At 50.9% G+C, this 18,873-nt stretch carries 16 protein-coding genes; 8 read left to right on the top strand and 8 right to left on the bottom strand.

The genetic code is table 11. From position 1 onward, the window contains the following. Positions 1–3: 3 nt before the first annotated feature. The 3 genes from LY264_RS06915 to LY264_RS06905 form a co-directional block, all read right to left on the bottom strand. Positions 4–465 carry a YjiG family protein gene (locus LY264_RS06915; RefSeq protein WP_003835099.1) on the bottom strand — a complete coding sequence of 154 codons (462 nt, stop codon included), beginning with the start codon at positions 463–465 and terminating at the stop codon, positions 4–6. A gap of 1 nt (position 466) precedes the next feature. Then, positions 467–1,126: a nucleoside recognition domain-containing protein gene (locus tag LY264_RS06910; RefSeq protein WP_032944189.1), complete on the bottom strand. Its 660-nt coding sequence runs from the start codon at positions 1,124–1,126 to the stop codon at positions 467–469. A gap of 166 nt (positions 1,127–1,292) precedes the next feature. Then, positions 1,293–2,357: an AI-2E family transporter gene (locus tag LY264_RS06905; protein WP_003037941.1), complete on the bottom strand. Its 1,065-nt coding sequence runs from the start codon at positions 2,355–2,357 to the stop codon at positions 1,293–1,295. 226 nt (positions 2,358–2,583) lie between these two features. Here LY264_RS06905 and bepA point away from each other — a divergent pair, with 226 nt between their 5' ends. Continuing rightward, positions 2,584–4,047: a beta-barrel assembly-enhancing protease gene (bepA, locus tag LY264_RS06900; protein ID WP_008785438.1), complete on the top strand. Its 1,464-nt coding sequence runs from the start codon at positions 2,584–2,586 to the stop codon at positions 4,045–4,047. A gap of 123 nt (positions 4,048–4,170) precedes the next feature. Further along, positions 4,171–4,530: an arsenate reductase (glutaredoxin) gene (arsC, locus tag LY264_RS06895; RefSeq protein WP_048215795.1), complete on the top strand. Its 360-nt coding sequence runs from the start codon at positions 4,171–4,173 to the stop codon at positions 4,528–4,530. A 35-nt stretch (positions 4,531–4,565) separates the two neighbouring features. Here arsC and LY264_RS06890 read toward each other — a convergent pair whose 3' ends face one another. From LY264_RS06890 to LY264_RS06875, 4 genes are all read right to left on the bottom strand, one after another. Next, positions 4,566–5,267: a DnaA inactivator Hda gene (locus LY264_RS06890; protein ID WP_211924219.1), complete on the bottom strand. Its 702-nt coding sequence runs from the start codon at positions 5,265–5,267 to the stop codon at positions 4,566–4,568. A 95-nt stretch (positions 5,268–5,362) separates the two neighbouring features. Next, a complete protein-coding gene (gene uraA, locus LY264_RS06885) occupies positions 5,363–6,652 on the bottom strand; it encodes a uracil permease (protein ID WP_003835107.1) in 1,290 nt (429 codons plus the stop codon). Between the two features lie 96 nt (positions 6,653–6,748). Continuing rightward, positions 6,749–7,375 (bottom strand): uracil phosphoribosyltransferase, encoded by a 627-nt coding sequence (gene upp, locus LY264_RS06880; protein ID WP_003835110.1) that lies wholly within the window; start codon positions 7,373–7,375, stop codon positions 6,749–6,751. Between the two features lie 183 nt (positions 7,376–7,558). Continuing rightward, positions 7,559–8,989, bottom strand: coding sequence for a 6-phospho-beta-glucosidase (locus LY264_RS06875; RefSeq protein WP_048224988.1), 1,431 nt, complete (start codon positions 8,987–8,989; stop codon positions 7,559–7,561). Positions 8,990–9,284: 295 nt separating this feature from the next. On the opposite strand from LY264_RS06875, the gene purM reads away from it, so the two are divergent. The 4 genes from purM to ppx all read left to right on the top strand — a co-directional run bounded on the left by purM (position 9,285) and on the right by ppx (position 14,788). Beyond that, positions 9,285–10,322 (top strand): phosphoribosylformylglycinamidine cyclo-ligase, encoded by a 1,038-nt coding sequence (gene purM / locus LY264_RS06870; RefSeq protein ID WP_020996702.1) that lies wholly within the window; start codon positions 9,285–9,287, stop codon positions 10,320–10,322. Continuing rightward, positions 10,319–10,960, top strand: a complete 642-nt coding sequence (gene purN, locus LY264_RS06865; RefSeq protein ID WP_008785442.1) for a phosphoribosylglycinamide formyltransferase — start codon at positions 10,319–10,321, stop codon at positions 10,958–10,960. The genes purM and purN overlap by 4 nt, the downstream gene beginning before the upstream one ends. Before the next feature lie 215 nt (positions 10,961–11,175). Next, positions 11,176–13,242: a polyphosphate kinase 1 gene (ppk1, locus tag LY264_RS06860; protein WP_048224990.1), complete on the top strand. Its 2,067-nt coding sequence runs from the start codon at positions 11,176–11,178 to the stop codon at positions 13,240–13,242. A gap of 4 nt (positions 13,243–13,246) precedes the next feature. After that, positions 13,247–14,788, top strand: a complete 1,542-nt coding sequence (gene ppx, locus LY264_RS06855) for an exopolyphosphatase (protein WP_032944195.1) — start codon at positions 13,247–13,249, stop codon at positions 14,786–14,788. Here the strand turns inward: ppx and LY264_RS06850 are convergent. Beyond that, a complete protein-coding gene (locus LY264_RS06850; protein WP_048224992.1) occupies positions 14,768–17,038 on the bottom strand; it encodes a bifunctional diguanylate cyclase/phosphodiesterase in 2,271 nt (756 codons plus the stop codon). The genes ppx and LY264_RS06850 overlap by 21 nt on opposite strands. A gap of 350 nt (positions 17,039–17,388) precedes the next feature. Between LY264_RS06850 and LY264_RS06845 the strand changes: the two genes are divergently transcribed. Both LY264_RS06845 and mscS read left to right on the top strand, forming a co-directional pair. Further along, positions 17,389–17,592: a YfgG family protein gene (locus tag LY264_RS06845; protein WP_071692595.1), complete on the top strand. Its 204-nt coding sequence runs from the start codon at positions 17,389–17,391 to the stop codon at positions 17,590–17,592. A 364-nt stretch (positions 17,593–17,956) separates the two neighbouring features. After that, positions 17,957–18,835, top strand: coding sequence for a small-conductance mechanosensitive channel MscS (mscS, locus tag LY264_RS06840; RefSeq protein WP_032944199.1), 879 nt, complete (start codon positions 17,957–17,959; stop codon positions 18,833–18,835). Positions 18,836–18,873 lie beyond the last annotated feature (38 nt).

Here is an 18,873-nt window from a genome sequence, read left to right as displayed (position 1 = left end):
TTGTCAGGCAATAACCTGCATAACCCAAATAGAGAGCAGCGCATTAATGACGCATACCGCAATAATTAGCGGGTAATAACGAGGATGAACCCCCGCGGTCCCCAGACAACGGCCCACATTTTGCACCGGATTTCCCATCAGGTAGATAGCCGGTAACAACACCGTGGCATCATGTCCCGAAAGCGTACCGGCGACAACCAGGCTGGCGCACACGCCGACCCCGCCTCCCATACTCATCACCGCTGCCAGCAGCACAGTGGCAGATTCCCCCGGTAGCCCCCACAGCGCCATTACCGGCTCGCATACCCGCCCTACAACCTCGAGCAGCCCTGTCACCTTCAGCGCCTGAATAATCACAAACGCCATCACCACGTTAGGCAACAGACTGGTTGTTGCAATGGTAAACCCGCGCCGTGCGCCATCGATAAACATATCCATGACGTTTTTACGTACCTGCGTTGTCATCTCACGCCTCCTGCTGCATACGGCGATTTTCCAGCTGCGCGATCCACACACGCAACAGGTTCGCGCCCACAAATTTGAAGACAAGGATCACCGCCAGCGGCGTAATCACCGGAACGGTCACCATCGTAAACAGCGCTGCGCCAGAAGAAAAATAGTTGGTAATGCATGCGCTGCCGCTGGTTTGCCAGCAGGCAAAAATAGCGCGTTCCTGCTCTGTGATAATGCCCTCTTCCGCCATTTCTTTGGTCATCCCGGCCGCGGCATCGGTATTTTGCAAATTCGCAATCAACGCCAGCGAACAAATACCCGGAATGCCCAGTAACGGACGCAGGACCGGCGTCATCAGCTGTTGTGCCGCGCGCAACCCACCCAGCCCTTCGGTGACAGAAATAATCCCGAGCGAAAGAATGACGGAAGGCGCCAGCTCAAGCGCGAATAAGAAGCCGTCTTTTGCCCCCATCCCCCCTGTGCCACGAAAAGAGACCGCCGTGTCGCCCGCAGCATTAATCTGCCCAAACGCACCGTTGAGGACGGTGAAGTCAAAGACCCGCCACCATTCGGTACTTTTCGCAAACATGCCGGAAAAAAGAATAATCGTAATAAAAAAAGCGAGATAACCGCCCCATCCCACCTTTTGCTGCGTGTGTGTGCTGTGACCCATTTTGTTCTCCTGTTGGCCTTAATCCTTGTGTGACTAAAAGACATCACGATGGTCAAGTTAAAGACAAACGCGGAGAAAAACGACACCAGAGGAGATTATTCAGAAAGAGTGGATAGAGGTCAGACAAGTTCAGATCCGGCGACATGATATCGCCGGATCTTGCAGATTAGGGTTCGTCAACGACCTGACCATCCGGCCAGGCATGCATTACCGCTTTGATTAACGTCGCCAGAGGAATCGCAAAGAATACGCCCCAGAATCCCCACAGACCGCCGAAAATCACCACGGAGAGAATAATCACCAGTGGATGCAGATTGACCGCCTCGGAGAACAGCACGGGAACCAGCAAATTGCCGTCCAGTGCCTGGATTATCAGGTACACAGCAAAACAGCTCCAGAACTCGGTGCCAAGCCCGAACTGGAACAGCGCCACGCCAACCACCGGAATCGTCACCACAAAAGCGCCGATATACGGGATCAGCACAGAGAACCCGACCAGCACCGCCAGCAACAGCGAATAGTTGAGACCAAACAGCAGGAAGCCGAGCCAGGTCGCTACGCCGACCACCACCATTTCCAGCACCTTCCCGCGGATATAGTTGGTGATTTGCTGGTTCATCTCTTTCCATACCTGTCCCGCCAGCCCGCGATTACGCGGTAGCACCCGGCGCACGGCGTTCAGCATCTGGCCTTTATCTTTGATCAGGAAGAACACCATCAACGGGACAAGCACCAGATAAACCGCCAGCGTCAGCAAACCGACCAGTGAGGCCAGCGAATATTTCACCACCGAATCGCCCATGGTGAGCATTCGCGAGCGCATATTTTCCGCCATCGCATCAATGATGCCCGCATCCATCAGCGCCGGGTAACGTCGTGGCAAGGTGGCGGCAAAATCAGACAATTTATTGAGCATGCCGGGCATGTCGCGGATCAGGTAAATTCCCTGCTGCCACGCAACGGGCATCACCACAAAGGCCATCAGCAGTAAAATACCGACAAATACCACCAGCACAATCGATGTCGCCCAACGCCGTGAACACCCAATATGTTCCAGCCGCACTGTCGGCCATTCAAGCAGGTACGCCAGCACAATGGCGACCAGCAGCGGCGCCAAAAGACCGCTAAAGAAAAACAGGATGCCAAAACCGGCAACAAGAATAATCAGCAGGGCGATGGCTTCGGGGTCGCTAAAGCGGCGACGATACCATTGCATCAACATTTCGAGCATAAAACCCTTCCATGAACCCAATAGCGGGATTGCGATCCCGAATTGTATCGAAATGTCACAAAAAAGACTTCGCTTTTTATGGCTGATTACGCAAAGTGAAAAGACATTTTTCCTGGGTGTTCATCATCAGGTTTCGCAGTTACACTCCGTAAGCTTGCGGAGTGTGAACGATACTTCACAGCATCGGTCAAATGGCTATCTCAAAAAAGAATACAGGACAGAGGTTATGTTCAGGCAGTTGAAAAAAAACCTGGTTGCTACCCTCATTGCCGCACTGACTATCGGTCAGGTTGCGCCCGCATTTGCTGATACTGCGGACACCCTGCCTGATATGGGAACGTCGGCAGGCAGTACGCTTTCCATAGGACAGGAAATGCAGATGGGCGATTATTACGTACGCCAACTGCGCGGCAGTGCGCCATTAATTAACGATCCATTGCTCACCCAATACATTAATGCGCTGGGGATGCGTCTGGTCTCGCACGCCGACTCGGTAAAAACGCCCTTCACCTTCTTTTTGATTAACAACGATGAAATCAACGCCTTTGCTTTCTTTGGCGGCAACGTTGTCCTGCACTCCGCACTATTCCGCTATTCCGACAACGAAAGCCAGCTGGCATCGGTTATGGCGCACGAAATTTCCCACGTTACACAGCGTCACCTGGCGCGTGCCATGGAAGATCAGAAACGCAGCGCACCGCTAACGTGGGTTGGCGCATTAGGTTCAATTTTATTAGCAATGGCCAGCCCGCAGGCGGGTATGGCGGCGCTGACCGGTACGCTGGCGGGTACACGTCAGGGAATGATCAGCTTTACGCAGCAAAACGAACAGGAAGCAGATCGCATTGGTATTCAGGTACTGCAACGCTCGGGATTCGATCCCCAGGCCATGCCAACGTTCCTGGAAAAACTGCTCGACCAGGCTCGTTACTCTTCGCGTCCGCCGGAAATTTTGCTGACTCACCCCCTGCCGGAAAGCCGTCTGTCTGATGCCCGTAACCGCGCCAACCAGATGCGCCCGGTGGTCGTCCAGTCGTCAGAAGATTTTTATCTGGCTAAGGCACGAACCTTAGGCATGTACAACTCTGGTCGTAACCAGTTGACCGATGACCTGCTGAGTAGCTGGTCGAAAGGCAACGTACGTGAGCAACGTGCGGCCCAGTATGGCCGGGCATTGCAGGCGATGGAAGCCAGTAAATACGACGAGGCGCGTAAAGCGCTGCAACCACTGCTGGCGGCAGATCCTAACAATGCCTGGTATCTCGACCTGGCAACGGATATCGATCTCGGCCAGAAGAAAACCAGTGATGCCATTAACCGCCTGAAAAACGCCCGCGACCTGCGCACTAACCCGGTTCTGCAGCTCAACCTGGCGAATGCCTATTTACAGGGTGGACAAGCCAAAGAGGCGGCGACCATCCTGAATCGCTATACGTTTAACCATAAAGATGACCCTAACGGCTGGGATCTGTTAGCGCAAACGGAAGCCAACCTGAGCAACCGCGATCAGGAGCTGGCGGCGCGCGCGGAGGGGTATGCCCTCGCGGGACGTCTGGATCAGGCTATTTCGATGCTCAGCAGCGCAAGCTCTCAGGTGAAACTGGGTAGCCAGCAGCAGGCCAGATACGATGCCCGTATTGACCAGCTACGCCAGCTGCAAGAACGCTTTAAACCGTACACGAAGATGTAATTATCGAACCTTTGCCGGATGGCGACGCTGTAGCGTCTTATCCGGCCTACGTCAGACGCAATATGTAGGCCGGATAAGGTCTTTTGGCCGCCATCCGGCAGTATTGTTATGCAAGGAGAAGTCATGTCAGACGCGATTAAAATCTACCATAACCCACGCTGCTCCAAGAGCCGTGAAACGCTGGAATTACTGAAGTCCAACGGCGTGGACCCGGAAGTGGTGTTGTATCTGGAAACGCCGGCTGACGCAGCAACCCTGCGCGAACTGCTGCAAATGCTCGGTATGGCCAGCGCGCGTGAACTGATGCGCCAGAAAGAGGATCTCTATAAATCGCTTAACCTGGCGGACAAAAATCTGAGTGAAGATGCGCTGATTCAGGCAATGGTGGAAAACCCGAAACTGATGGAGCGCCCGATTGTGGTTGCCAAAGGTCAGGCTCGAATTGGACGCCCGCCTGAGCAGGTACTGGAAATCGTCGGTTAACCTGCAACCTGCCGCAGTCTTCTCGGCTGCGGCGCTTACAGCTTCAGAATTTCTTTTACGAACGGAATGGTCAGCTTACGCTGGGCGGTGATCGACGCATGATCTAACTGATCCAACGTCATAAACAGCGTTCGCATTTCACGATCCAGACGCTTCAGCAGGAAACGTCCCACATCTTCCGGCAGTTCAAATCCACGAAGTCTGGCGCGTAATTGCAACGCCTGCAGCTTATCTTCATCGGAAAGCGGTTGCAGCTTGTAGATTTGCCCCCAGTCCAGGCGTGAGGCGAGATCCGGCAACCCCAGATTCAGCTGTCTTGGCGGACGATCGCCGGTGATCAGCAAACGCGTTTTCCCCGACTCCAGGATACGGTTGTAGAGATCAAAGATCGCCATTTCCCACAACGAATCGCCGGCCACACATTCGATGTTATCAATGCAAACCAGCGATAAATGCTCCATCCCGTCGAGCACCTCGGGGACGAACCAGGTGCGTTTGTCGAGCGGCACGTAGCCTACCGCATCGCCGCGCGCGGACAGTTCCGCACAGGCTGCATGCAGCAAATGACTACGGCCAGCGCCTTCACGCGACCAGAGATAAATATACCCGCTATGTTCCTGACGCAGCACGTTTTGCAGTGCAGCCAGTAAAGAGGAGTTATCCCCCGGCCAGAAACTTGCGAAAGTTTCGTCGTCAGGAAGATAAAGTGGCAAAGAGAGCTGTGCCGGTGTGTTCAGAGATACCTCAACCCAGGATTTCATAAAATCGCGTTGAGTTTAACACAGAAATACGTCGCGATAGAACCGGGCAGCGCTGCCGCCCGGTCAGAGATTTACTGTTGCGGACTGTCTGCATCTTTCGCGTCAAGCACGACTTCTTCCGGACGCAGCAGGCTGATAACTTTGAAAATCAGGCTCAGACAGACACCAACGATGGTCGCCAGTGCCATGCCTTTCAGCTCTGCGGCACCGATGTGAACTTTCGCGCCACTTACGCCGATGATCAAAATAACCGAGGTCAGGATCAGGTTCTGCGCCTTGTTATAGTCAACCTTCGACTCGATCAGTACGCGAATACCAGAAGCGCCAATCACACCGTACAGCAGCAGCGATACGCCGCCCATAACCGGCAGTGGAATGATTTGGATCGCCGCCGCCAGTTTACCCACGCAGGAGAGCAGAATGGCGAAAATTGCCGCACCACCGATAACCCAGGTACTGTAAACGCGGGTGATCGCCATTACGCCGATGTTTTCGCCGTATGTGGTGTTCGGCGTAGAGCCGAAGAAGCCAGAGATTACCGTAGACAGACCGTTGGCAAACATAGAACGATGCAGGCCAGGATCGCGAATCAAATCTTTTTTCACGATATTCGCCGTCACCACCAGGTGTCCAACGTGTTCGGCGATGACCACCAGCGCCGCTGGCAGGATGGTCAGAATGGCAACCCATTCAAAACGCGGCGTGTAGAACGTCGGCAGCGCGAACCAGTGGGCCTGCGCAATCGGCGTAGTGTCCACAACACCCATCACGAAGGAGAGCGCATAACCGGCCAGCACCCCGATCAGAATCGGGATAATCGCCATAAAACCGCGGAACAATACGGAACCAAAGACCGTTACCGCCAGCGTTACCATAGAAATGATGATGGTTTTTGAATCCGGTAATTGCCCTTCAGCAGGCAGTAACCCCGCCATGCCTGCAGCAACGCCAGCCAGCTCCAGACCGATGACGGCAACGATTGCGCCCATCGCCGCAGGCGGGAACATGACATCCAGCCAGCCGGTTCCTGCCTTCTTAACAATGAAAGAAACCAGGCAGAACAGGACACCACACATAATGAAACCGCCCAGCGCCACTTCATACCCTAACGGCAGCAGCAGCAGCACCGGGGAAATAAAGGCAAAGCTGGAACCCAGATATGCGGGAATTTTACCCTTACAAATAAAGAGATACAGCAACGTACCAATGCCGTTAAACAGCAGAACGGTAGCCGGGTTGATGTGGAACAGGACTGGCACCAGTACCGTTGCGCCAAACATGGCGAACAGGTGCTGCAAACTAAGCGGGATTGTCTGTAAAAGCGGCGGTCTTTCACTCACCCCGATAGCACGGCGCGTCATAGTGTTTTCCTCTGAGTGTTGTTTGTTATTAGCCATTGGGTTGTTTTATTCAAAAAAAAGCCGACTCTTAAAGTCGGCTTCTTTTCACTTATTCGTTTACTTAGTACCAAAAATCTTATCGCCGGCATCGCCGAGCCCCGGAATAATGTATCCGTGCTCGTTCAGTCCCTGATCGATGGAGGCGGTGTACAGCTCCACATCCGGGTGCGCTTTTTCCAGTGCCGCGATACCTTCCGGTGCCGCAACCAGGACCAGCACTTTAATGCTGGTGCAGCCTGCATTTTTCAGCAGATCGATAGTGGCGATAACAGAGCCGCCGGTTGCCAGCATTGGGTCAACGATCAGCGCCATACGCTCATCGATGTTAGAAACCAGCTTCTGGAAATACGGAACCGGCTCCAGCGTCTCTTCGTTACGGTACATACCAACAACGCTGATACGCGCGCTCGGAACGTTTTCCAGAACGCCTTCCATCATGCCCAGGCCCGCACGCAGGATAGGCACAACGGTGATTTTTTTGCCTTTGATTTGGTCAACTTCAACTGGACCGTTCCAGCCTTCAATGGTCACCTTTTCGGTTTCCAGACCAGCGGTTGCTTCATAAGTCAGCAGACTGCCAACTTCCGAGGCGAGTTCACGAAAGCGTTTAGTGCTGATGTCGTTTTCACGCATCAGTCCCAGCTTGTGTTTGACGAGTGGGTGTTTGACTTCCACGATCTTCATACTCTTCTCCTTTCCTCAGACGAATGGCAACCACAAAAAAAATCGCCGGATTATACCGCTTTTCCTCTCTGGCGCAACACTGCATACGCTTGATATGGATCAACCAAAGTCATTTGCGTCTGAATGATGAGTATAAAACAAGCCCCGCACTGATGGCGGGGCTTGCTGTCAATGCTATGAATTTCAAAGATATTCAGCATTGGTCTGGATGACTTTTTGATACCACGAAAAAGATTTTTTAGGTGAGCGCGTTAATGTCCCGCTACCGTCATTATTTTTATCGACATAGATAAATCCGTAGCGTTTTTTCATCTCCCCTGTCCCGGCAGAGACTAAATCAATGCAGCCCCACGGGGTATATCCCATCAGATCCACGCCATCTTCCACCACCGCTTTTTTCATCTCACGTATGTGGGCGGCAAGGTAGTCGATACGGTACTGGTCGTTAACTGTACCATCGTCCTCGCGCACATCAATGGCGCCAAACCCATTCTCCACAATAAATAGTGGCAGCTGATAATGATCCCAGAACCAGTTCAGTGAATAACGAAGGCCAACCGGATCAATCTGCCAGCCCCAGTCAGATTTCTGCACGTACGGGTTGGAAACCAGGCTTTTCGACTCATCATAATCCAGCTGTGGGTTGTCCGCCGTTGCCTGGGTCGCGAAAGACATATAATAGCTAAAGCCGATGTAATCAACGCAGCCCTCGGTCAGCGCCTGACGGTCTTCCTCGGTGATATCCAGTTCAAAGCCACGACGGGTAAAGTAGTTGAGAAGATGCCGCGGGTATTTGCCGCGCACATGGACGTCAGTAAACCAGTAACGCCGGTGCATGGCATTCATCGCCATCATCATATCGTCTGGCGCGCAGGTCAGCGGATAGATTGGACACATGGCAATCATGCACCCTATCTGTAATTCCGGGTTAATCTCACGCGCGACCTTTACCGCCAGCGCGCTTGCCACCAGCTCATAGTGCGCCGCCTGGTACATGACCGGCTCGCGGTCTTCGCCTGGCTGGTATTTCAGACCTGAGTTAGTAAAGGGCGCGAAATCTTCGTGATAATTTGCCTGGTTGTTAATCTCATTAAACGTCATCCAGTACTTCACTTTGTGCTGGTAACGAGTGAATACCACCCTGGCAAAACGGACAAAGAAATCGATAAGCTTGCGGTTGCGCCAGCCGCCGTACTCCGTCACCAGATGGTAAGGCATCTCAAAATGCGACAGCGTAATCACCGGCTCAATGCCATATTTCAGGCATTCGTCAAACAGGTCATCATAGAACTGTAGGCCAGACTCATTGGGTTGTTCTTCATCGCCGAAGGGGAAAATACGTGTCCAGGCAATAGAGGTGCGAAAACATTTAAACCCCATTTCGGCAAACAGCTTTATGTCGTCTTTATAGCGATGATAAAAATCGATGGCCTCGTGGTTAGGGTAATTTTTACCGGCAATCACACCGTCGGTAATTTCACGCGCCACCCCATGCGCTCCCGCGGTCATGACATCAGCAACGCTGACGCCTTTTCCGCCCTCCTGCCAGCCACCTTCCAGTTGATGAGCAGCGACAGCACCACCCCACATGAAATCTGCTTTAAATCCTGACATACCCTTCCCCTATCGTGATGACTCTGCGCAAAACGCTGTTGATGAGGTCCGCAACAGAAAAAAGAAACCGGTTTCAGTAAGATACTGTGCAATCGCCTAACAGGATTCAAGCACAAGACTGTACCCGGTTTCATTTTCGTGGCGCAGCTCAAACAAATAGATAAATGATTGTAAAATGCTGAAAAAACCAGCAGATAAAACTTGATGCAGAGCAGGCTCGCAAACGTTTGCTTTCCCTGTTAGAATTGCGCCGAATTTAACTTTTACTGCAAGTAAACATGTGGGGAAGCAGGCAGTGACCGATAAAACCTCTCTTAGCTACAAAGATGCCGGTGTTGATATTGATGCAGGTAATGCTCTGGTTGATCGAATCAAAGGCGTAGTAAAGAAAACTCGTCGTCCGGAAGTTATGGGTGGTCTGGGTGGCTTCGGTGCGCTGTGCGCATTGCCGCAAAAATATCGTGAACCGGTACTGGTTTCCGGCACTGATGGCGTTGGTACAAAACTGCGTCTGGCGATGGATCTGAAACGCCACGACACTATCGGCATTGACCTCGTCGCAATGTGCGTCAACGACCTCGTGGTTCAGGGCGCTGAGCCGCTGTTCTTCCTCGACTACTATGCAACCGGCAAACTGGATGTGGACACCGCAGCCAGCGTCATTAACGGGATTGCCGAAGGCTGCCTGCAGTCTGGCTGTGCGCTGGTCGGTGGGGAAACAGCTGAAATGCCGGGGATGTACCACGGCGAAGATTACGACGTGGCAGGTTTCTGCGTTGGCGTCGTCGAAAAATCAGAGATTATCGACGGCTCAAAAGTTGCCGACGGTGACGTACTGATTGCACTCGGCTCAAGCGGCCCGCACTCCAACGGCTACTCTCTGGTGCGTAAAATTGTAGAAGTCAGCGGTTGTGACCCAGAAACCACCGAGCTTGAAGGCAAGCCGCTGGCCGATCACTTACTGGCCCCTACCCGCATTTACGTGAAATCCATTCTGGAACTGATCGAGAAGGTTGATGTGCACGCCATTGCCCACCTGACCGGCGGCGGCTTCTGGGAAAATATTCCACGCGTTCTGCCAGACAACACGCAGGCAGTGATCGACGAATCTTCATGGCAGTGGCCAGCCGTTTTCAACTGGCTGCAAACGGCGGGTAATGTCAGCCAGCATGAGATGTATCGCACCTTTAACTGCGGTGTAGGTATGGTTATCGCCCTGCCAGCTCCGGAAGTGGACAAAGCCCTTGCTTTGCTCAATGAGAAAGGTGAAAACGCATGGAAAATCGGTATCATCAAAGCTTCTGATTCCGAACAGCGTGTGGTCATTGAATGAAAAACATTGTGGTGCTCATTTCCGGCAACGGAAGCAATTTGCAGGCGATAATCGACGCCTGCGAACAGAAAAAAATCAATGGCACCATACGTGCAGTATTCAGTAACAAGGCCGATGCGTTCGGCCTTGAGCGCGCACGCGAAGCGAATATTCCGGCACACTCGCTGGAAGCCGCCCAGTTTGCCAGTCGCGAAGCATTCGACCGCCAACTGATACAAGAGATTGACGCCTATGCACCCGATGTCGTGGTGCTGGCCGGTTATATGCGTATCCTCAGCCCGGCGTTTGTCGCTCACTATGCTGAACGATTGCTGAATATCCACCCGTCTTTATTGCCGAAGTATCCCGGCCTGCATACGCACCGCCAGGTACTGGAAAACGGCGATGAAGAACATGGTACCTCAGTCCATTTCGTGACGGATGAGTTGGACGGCGGACCGGTCATTCTCCAGGCCAAAGTTCCAGTATTTGAAGGCGACAGCGAAGATGATGTCACGGCACGGGTTCAGGCTCAGGAACATACCATTTACCCGCTGGTGGTAAGCTGGTTTATCGACGGTCGCCTGAAGATGCGTGATAACGCTGCATGGCTGGATGGCGTTCGTTTGCCTCCACAAGGCTACGCCGCCGACGAATAATAAAAAAACAACCTGTAAGCCGAATGTCACCATCCGGCTTACAGGCATAACTACCTTTTCCGGTTAATACCACCGGTATTCATCTACGCTCCCCCTTTCTCTTTGCTATCAGACGGTTTATTGTCATATTTTTCTGGCACAGTTGGACATCTGAGAGCAATGCTCGCCATAATAAATCGGTAGTGTCCCGTGAATGAAACGGAGTAAAAGTGGTAATGGGTCAGGAAAAGCTATACATCGAGAAAGAACTCAGCTGGTTAGCGTTCAACGAACGTGTACTCCAGGAAGCTGCTGATAAGTCAAACCCGTTGATCGAACGGATGCGTTTCTTAGGTATCTATTCCAATAATCTCGACGAGTTTTATAAGGTTCGTTTTGCCGAACTGAAGCGCCGAATCATTATTAGCGAAGAACAGGGTTCAAACTCTCACTCCCGCCATTTGTTAGGCAAAATCCAGGCCCGCGTATTAAAAGCCGATCAGGAATTTGACGGCCTGTACAACGAGTTGCTGTTGGAAATGGCGCGCAATCAGATTTTCTTAATCAACGAACGCCAGTTGTCGGTCAATCAGCAAAGCTGGTTGCGTCATTACTTTAAGCAATATCTTCGCCAGCACATCACGCCGATCCTGATTAACCGCGAGACGGATTTAGTCCAGTTTTTGAAAGATGACTACACCTATCTGGCGGTAGAAATTATCCGTGGCGATACGATCCGCTACGCGCTGCTGGAAATTCCTTCCGACAAGGTTCCTCGTTTTGTGAATCTGCCGCCGGAAACCCCGCGCCGTCGCAAACCGATGATCCTGCTGGACAACATCTTACGTTACTGCCTTGACGACATTTTCAAAGGGTTCTTTGATTACGACGCACTGAACGCCTATTCGATGAAAATGACCCGTGACGCCGAATACGATTTGGTGCACGAGATGGAATCGAGCCTGATGGAGCTGATGTCATCCAGCCTGAAACAGCGTCTGACCGCAGAACCTGTACGTTTTGTCTATCAGCGTGACATGCCCAACGCGCTGGTCGAGATACTGCGTGAAAAACTGACGATTTCTCGCTACGACTCGATTGTTCCCGGCGGGCGTTACCATAACTTCAAAGACTTTATTAACTTCCCTAACGTTGGCAAAGCTAACCTGGTGAACAAACCGCTGCCGCGTCTGCGCCATATCTGGTTCGACAACGAGAAGTTTCGTAACGGCTTTGACGCCGTTCGTGAACGCGACGTGCTGCTGTATTACCCCTATCACACCTTTGAGCACGTTCTTGAACTGCTGCGCCAGGCCTCTTTCGACCCGAGCGTGCTGGCTATAAAGATCAACATCTACCGTGTGGCAAAAGATTCACGCATTATAGATTCAATGATCCATGCCGCACACAACGGTAAGAAAGTCACCGTGGTGGTGGAATTGCAGGCCCGCTTCGATGAAGAAGCCAACATCCATTGGGCCAAGCGTCTTACCGAAGCAGGCGTTCACGTCATCTTCTCCGCGCCAGGCCTGAAAATTCACGCCAAACTGTTCCTTATCTCGCGTAAAGAAGGTGATGAAGTCGTGCGCTATGCGCATATCGGGACGGGGAACTTTAACGAAAAAACGGCACGCCTGTATACCGACTACTCGTTGCTGACCGCCGATTCGCGCATTACCAACGAAGTGCGCCGGGTGTTTAACTTCATCGAGAACCCGTATCGCCCGGTGACGTTCGATTATCTGCTGGTTTCCCCGCAGAACTCACGCCGTCTGCTGTACGCGATGATCGACAAAGAAATCGCCAACGCGCAACAAGGACTGCCTTCCGGCATTACGCTAAAACTGAATAACCTGGTCGATAAAGGTCTGGTTGACCGCCTCTATGCGGCCTCAAGCTCAGGTGTGCCGGTCAATTTGTTGATTCGTGGTATGTGTTCTTTGATTCCGAATCTGGAAGGTATCAGCGACAATATTCGCGTTATCAGCATCGTTGATCGCTATCTTGAACATGACCGGGTCTATATCTTCGAGAACGGGGGTGACAAGCAGGTGTATCTCTCCTCCGCTGACTGGATGACAAGAAACATCGACTATCGTATCGAAGTTGCCACACCGCTTCTTGACCCGCGCCTTAAGCAACGCGTGCTGGATATTATCGATATCCTGTTCAGCGACACGGTGAAAGCCCGCTTTATTGATAAAGAACTGAGTAATCGCTACGTACCGCGCGGAAACCGCCGTAAGGTTCAGTCACAATTGGCGATTTACGATTACATCAAATCACTCGAGCAACCTGACTAAAGATATGCCAATACACGACAAGACTCCACGACCGCAGGAATTTGCTGCGGTCGACCTTGGTTCAAACAGTTTCCATATGGTCATTGCCCGCGTGGTTGATGGCGCAATGCAAATTATTGGGCGGCTGAAACAACGCGTACATCTGGCGGATGGCCTCGGCGAAGATAACAAGCTGAGCGAGGAGGCCATGGAGCGCGGGCTAAGCTGTTTATCACTGTTCGCCGAACGTTTGCAGGGGTTTCCTCCATCAAGCGTATGTATCGTGGGAACCCATACTTTGCGTCAGGCACTGAATGCGACTGATTTTCTCAAGCGAGCGGAAAAAGTCATCCCCTACCCAATTGAGATTATTTCCGGCAACGAAGAAGCCCGATTGATCTTTATGGGCGTTGAACATACGCAGCCGGAAAAAGGTCGCAAGCTGGTTATCGATATCGGCGGCGGCTCAACAGAACTGGTGATCGGAGAAGATTTCGAGCCTAAACTGGTCGAAAGCCGCCGTATGGGCTGCGTCAGCTTTGCCCAGATGTACTTCCCGCGCGGTGTAATTAACCGTGAAAATTTCCAGCGTGCCCGCATGGCGGCTGCGCAAAAGCTCGAAACCTTAACCTGGCAGTTTCGCATTCAGGGCTGGAACGTTGCGCTGGGCGCATCGGGCACCATTAAAGCAGCCCATGAAGTGCTGCTGGAGATGGGTGAAAAAGACGGTTTTATCACCCCCGAACGTCTGGACAAGCTGACATCTGAAGTGTTGAAGCACGCGTCATTTGATGCGCTCAGCTTGCCGGGGTTGTCAGAAGAAAGAAAAGCAGTGTTTGTACCCGGACTCGCGATTCTGTGCGGCGTTTTTGACGCGTTAGCTATTCGCGAACTTCGCCTTTCTGATGGTGCGTTACGTGAAGGCGTGCTGTACGAGATGGAAGGCCGATTTCGCCACCAGGACGTTCGCAGCCGTACCGCCAGCAGCCTGGCGAACCAGTACAACATTGACAGCGAGCAGGCCCGGCGCGTGCTGGAAACGACGATGCAAATGTACGACCAGTGGCATACGCAGCAGCCAAAGCTGGCCAATCCCCAACTGGAAGCGTTACTGCGTTGGGCAGCAATGCTGCATGAGGTTGGGCTGAACATTAACCACAGCGGTTTGCATCGCCACTCTGCGTATATCTTACAAAACAGCGATCTACCTGGTTTCAATCAGGAACAACAGCTGATGATGGCAACATTAGTTCGTTATCATCGCAAAGCGATTAAGCTCGACGACTTGCCCCGCTTTACGCTGTTTAAGAAGAAACAGTTTCTGCCGTTAATTCAGCTGCTGCGCCTGGGCGTGCTATTGAATAATCAGCGTCAGGCGACCACCACACCGCCGACTTTGACCCTGATAACCGACGACAGCCACTGGACCTTACGCTTCCCGCATGACTGGTTTAGCCAAAATGCGCTGGTGCTGCTCGATCTGGAGAAAGAGCAGCAATACTGGGAAGCCGTAACAGGCTGGCGACTCAAAATTGAAGAAGAGAGCTCACCCGATATCGCCGCATAAGATCTCAGCAGGTGTCAGTTCATCTGGCACCTGCTTTTCCAGAGTTTCATTCAACGGCAGTGGCTCACCAATCAGATACCCCTGCATGTAATCAATCCCCAGCGAAATAACCGCACTGCGTATTTCCTCGCTTTCGACGTACTCCGCAACCACCAGCATTCTTTTCATCCGCGCCAGATGGCAAATAGAGGCCACGATTTGGTAGTCGAGGCTGTTCGAAACAATATTGCGAATAAAGCTACCGTCAATTTTCAGGATATCGGCATTCACATTTTTCAGCCGCGCATAGCTGGCATATCCAGTACCAAAATCATCAATTGCAATCTGACAGCCCAGTGATTGCAGCTGCAGCAACGTTGCCTGTGCCTGTTCCGCATTGGTTAAGGCATTGCTTTCCGTCACTTCAAAGATAAGTTGCCATGCTTCAACCTTGTACTTATTCAGTAACTGATTGATGTCATTAGGAAGGCGCGCGCGACATACCGAGGTGGGTGATAAGTTAATAGCAAACCGGTGGGCGGGCATTTTTTCCCGATTCTGCGCCATAAATTTCAGCGTATTTTCAATCACCCACAGATCGATACGGGAGGACAAACCAAACTCATGGGCTACCGGCAAGAAACTATCAGGGGCAATAGTTTCACCGTCATCCCCCTCAAGCCGCAGCAGGATTTCGTGATAAACGTCGCCACGTACGCCAAAAATCGGCTGCGCCTTCAGGAAAAAGCGATTGTTCTCCAGCGCCTGCTGAATACGGTTCATCATCGCAACCTTATCTTTCAGGTCGCGTTGCAGGTGCATCACACCACGCCGCTGCAAATTCTCTGGTGAATTGGTTGCCAGCGATAATTCGGCAATGGTACTTAACTCTCCCAGCAACAAATAGATATGGTTAACAGGAGAACGGACATAGCAAAAGCTGATCCCAACCTGCGGTTGCAAAGGCATTCCGTCCCAGACAAAACGAAACTGCTTGATATGCCTGTCCAGTGCTTCAATGCGTTCCTTGTGTAGCTCAGTGTTAAAACGCAGGATTAAATCATTACCTGACAATTGATAGACATGCTCATCCTGTTCAAGCAACGGTGTTATCCACTGAGCCAGTTTTTGCTTGTACTGGATACGCAGCATAATGCCGTAATTTTTCACCAGCAGCTCCATGCCCGGAACACCCAAAAAGCAAAGCACTGACCATGGCGCGTTTTTCAAATCCCGGTTCAAAGCGCGCAAATTCGGAATATGCACCATAGGGTCAAAGAAGGCCAGGCGATGGTTGCGCCGGGTAACAAAACGTTGACGCGTTGCCAGGACAGCAATGAAATTCACGATGAAGGAAAAAACCAGATAACTTGATGAGGTAATGGCAAGCTGCGTATCGTAACCCGAATACCATGGCATATAGCGCTGATAATAATGAATTGCGGTAATAAGTACGACCGCCCATATCACCGAAATAAATCTATAACCGTAACGCATTGCCCCCCACAACATGACGGGAAGTAACAGTGATAAGGTATAATTCGTGCTAAATATTGAGCTTTGTTCATTGAGCGGCATACACAACATTGCCATTAGCACAGTCAATATAATCAACCAGACCGCAAACTCTGTTTTAGTCACTTTGGTATCAAACTGCTGCTTTAACTGAGAAAAATAGCCTCTCAGATGCAAGGGGTTGCGAATTGTTCGAATGATGAAATAACACAGCGGCACACCTACAAGATTCCCCGCGAGTATGGACTGATAGTTGATCAATGTGCCTGTATTGAAGGGCATAACGCCCACCATGCCGGATTTGCTTTCATAAACACCCACAAATGCAGCAAACTGAAAGAGTATCAGAAACAGCGTAGCCGGGCAGAAGACTTGCCAGAACATACGCTGAAACAACAGATGAGAGTCGCCGTGGGAAACGTTGTTTCGTCGGGGAGAAAATACTTTATATCCTCCCCAGCTAAGCACGACTGTAACTATAAAGTGCGAAATTATTGAAAGTGTTTCAAATAACCCGACCTGCGGATATTTGTACCAGATAATGGAAATGATAATACCTGGCAATGCCGCCCAACCAAAAAAAAGCATCAGGCTAATCATCAGCGCTAACGGCAGGTAGAAAAGAATTACGGTCCCCGTACTAATATGGGCATAGGTGGTGGCAGTGCTCAATATAGGCAACAACAAAGAAGGTAAGATGAGAGGTAATGCCCACCATCTATCTCTAATATCAATATAATTTTTATTGAGTTTCATAGATGCTCAGTAGAATCCCGCACATCCTGTAGGGGGTATTCAGACAGGCATCCCACCTGACTTTAAAACGATAAAGTAAAATACATCACAATGATTCATCGATTTTAGTTGTCAGCAACGTGTGATGCTTGATACATATCAAAAAAAATGCCCCTCATTCATCAATTATTACTCTTTTCATTATTTTTTATCGTTAATACATTATTCATGCAAATAATAATATTAATTTCCATAACATAAGAAGATAAAACAACCGAAGCAATTTTACATAAGGAAGAATTGACCATTTCCTCTCAGTGTGCCTTAATGTGAGTATCGCCCTCAGTTGGGTACACTACAAGGAACCTTTTGTGAGCCAGGTTACCAGCCTACGCAAACGACACCGATTTAACAGTCGCATGATCCGGATCGTACTGCTTATCAGCTTTCTCTTCTTCTTCGGACGCTTCGTCTACTCCGCCATTGGTGCGTGGCATCACCACCAGGACAAAAAAGAATCTCAGCAGACCACTCAGCCGCAACAGACATCTTCTGCACAAATCGACGTACATTGATCGCTCGCGCCTGTGATACCCCCAGCATTAAGATTCCTTACCGGATGGCTAATCGCCTGATATTTAACCATCCGGTAAGGGATTTGAGTGACGAAACTTTACACACATCTCTCCTCTCTCGCTTAATTATCAGATAATCGGCCATATTTTTCGCACAAATGCACAATCTTTTCATCCCACTTCACCGCACCATTCGCGCTGATTTTTACGTTCCGGTTTAACGGACATAAAAAGACAAACAGTGCTCAAATAAACGCTAATTAATATCACCAGCAAATATCACTGACGCAAGCATTTATATTTCGCATGAAAATTAAATAGTTATTTGAATTGTTATCATTTTTAAATACTACAGGGTAATACCATGAGTGGTTTTTTATTATTCCCGAAAATAAGAAGCGGCCTTGAGTGGATCGCCGGGCACAGCGATGCTGTCATTCAATTCGGCTGGAATATCGTTGCCGCCGTGATCTTATTGTTTATCGGTAAATTTATCGCTCGTCTGCTCTCTCGTGGGCTGGAAAAGTTACTGCTTAAACGTAAAGTCGACAGAACGATCATTCAGTTCTTCACCGCGCTGGTACGTTACATTACCCTCGCCTTTTCCGTCGTCGCCGCATTAGGTCGCATCGGTATTGAAACATCCTCCATTATTGCCGTCATCGGTGCCGCCGGACTAGCCATTGGCCTCGCGTTACAAAGCTCACTTTCCAACTTTGCCGCTGGCGTGCTGTTGGTTTCCCTGCGACCTTTTCGCGCCGGAGAAGTAGTGCAGATTGGTGCAGTCACCGGAACAGTAGAAAAGGTGCACATCTTCTCCACCACCCTGCTAACCGCGGACAGCAAAGAAGTGGTGATTCCAAACGGTAAGATCATCGCTGACAACATCATTAACTATTCCCGTCATCCTTTTCGCCGTATCGATCTGGTGATTGGTGTGGGTTATCAGAGTCGGATTGCAGAGGTTAAGCAAGTTATTAATCACATTATCGAGCAGGACAGCCGCATCGATAAGCAACGTGGGGTAACCGTTCGTCTGGGCGAACTGGGCGCTTCAGCGTTGAATTTTTACGTGCGCGTATGGGTGCCCAATATCGAATACTGGAATACCTATTACGATCTGCTGGAAAACATTAAAGAGGCGCTGGACGCCAACCACATCGACCTACCCTATCCACAGATGGATGTGCGTATTCAGCATGTCGCACCTCAGCAACAGTCTCAGCTGCAACTGGTCGATTAGCGTACTTTCCTGCAGAACATGCGCCTGAAGTATTTGCT

It is taken from the genome of Citrobacter portucalensis (assembly GCF_023374935.1).
GTDB lineage: Bacteria > Pseudomonadota > Gammaproteobacteria > Enterobacterales > Enterobacteriaceae > Citrobacter > Citrobacter portucalensis.
The sequence above is the reverse complement of the archived record's forward strand: the minus strand, read 5'-3'. Positions and strand labels throughout refer to the sequence as shown.